2 protein-coding genes are annotated in these 1,441 nt (G+C 61.1%); both read left to right on the top strand.

Annotated elements, in window-relative coordinates:
• The first annotated feature begins 326 nt into the window (after positions 1–326).
• Positions 327–1,022, top strand: a complete 696-nt coding sequence (locus BS329_RS41645) for an ABC-three component system protein (RefSeq protein ID WP_143253466.1) — start codon at positions 327–329, stop codon at positions 1,020–1,022.
• A gap of 39 nt (positions 1,023–1,061) precedes the next feature.
• On the top strand, positions 1,062–1,441 hold a 380-nt coding region (locus tag BS329_RS44280), incomplete at its 3' end, for a three component ABC system middle component (protein ID WP_208619384.1).

Below are 1,441 nucleotides of genomic sequence, written 5' to 3'. Positions count from 1 at the left end.
GTGTTCACCTACCTCGGCTACTACAACCACGACCGTCTACATTCAACACTCGACTACCGAACACCCCACGAGACCCGCATAAGCTATCGTCAAGACCTCGCCCTCGTGGCATAAACCCCGGTGTCCGATTCCCGGGGGCAACCTCAGTAGCGAGGCCAGGCACTGCGGTTGCCGCGTTGCGTGCAGAAAATCGTGATCAAGACGCGGCATTGAAAGGTCTAGAGCAAGTCGCACGCGAGTCGACGACCAAAGGGACCGTGGCCGCGCGTGAGCAGTTTCTAGCGCTTACTCCATCAGAACGAGCCACCTTTGTCTCACGAATCCGAGTGGCCGACGGATCGGCACATGCCGAGGATGTGACGGCGACCGTGCGGAGCCTCCTGCACTGGGCGTTGCCGACCGGCCACGAGGACTTGTACCTTGCGATGGTCTGGCGATGGTGGGACGACCAAGCACTAGCGCTATTGCAGGGGCGGCTGCGTAGCGTGGAAGTTGGGTCAGCCCAGGCTGCGGTCAACGATATCCGTGACCGCTTCGCCAACGAGAACTTGCCCACTCTCGTCGAACTCAGCGACGTCGATACCGCAGAGGTAGTCGCGGAGCACGGAACACGCGCCTTTGTCCAGCAGATGGAGTGGATCGCGTTTCCGCCGGTCAGCCTGGAGAAGGCCATCGTGGACTACTACCGCGCCTACACACAGACCGTGCGCTGGATCGACGAGGATCTCATCGGCATACCCGAGCTAAGCAGGTTTGAGGCCGAGTTGATCGACGAATGGGAACGCGAGTTCGAGTGGACGGTTGACAACCTCGACGACGATGCCGACGACAAGGCCAAACAACGCGCTGGCAAGGACATGCTGAGGCAACTTCTCCTGAGGACAGGGATCAGCGTCCGCGCACGGTACAACGACCCCTTCTTCGCACGCGGACAACGTCACATGTTGGCCGATAGCGGCCGCATCGGCTGGCACCCAGACTTCGAAAGTCGCCTCACGCAACTCCTCCAGGTTCCCGCGTGAAGCGCCAAACCAGAACAAGGTCTGCAGAGGAGACGTGGCGTGACGGCATGGAGTGACCGGCCTCCCGTTCTTGGAGCGATGCTCAACCCGGGGCTGGTCGCCGCCTCTCTAGCGGCGGCCGCTGATGGCTACCGGAAGTCGTCCGATCGTGCGCTCCCGTGGGCACTGGCATTCATCCTCGTTCCTCTTGTGCTCCATCGAGGGACCAGACAAGCCTTGCCCTCGACGACCACGACCCATCTGGCAAGTTGGACATCTCGCAACCCGGTGATCCGCGCGGGGTTTCCAGCACGAGCTCAAGGGCTCGTCGAGCCAGTCAAGGAAGGACTGCGATTTGGGTTGACCTACAACGTGCTTACGGTCGACGGGGGCGGTCTAGGGCGTGTCCTGCGGATCTTTTTCATGATCGTGTGCAGATG

It is taken from the genome of Amycolatopsis coloradensis, from assembly GCF_001953865.1.
In the GTDB taxonomy this organism is placed as follows: Bacteria; Actinomycetota; Actinomycetes; order Mycobacteriales; family Pseudonocardiaceae; genus Amycolatopsis; species Amycolatopsis coloradensis.
This window is presented reverse-complemented; position numbering and strand designations above follow the sequence as displayed.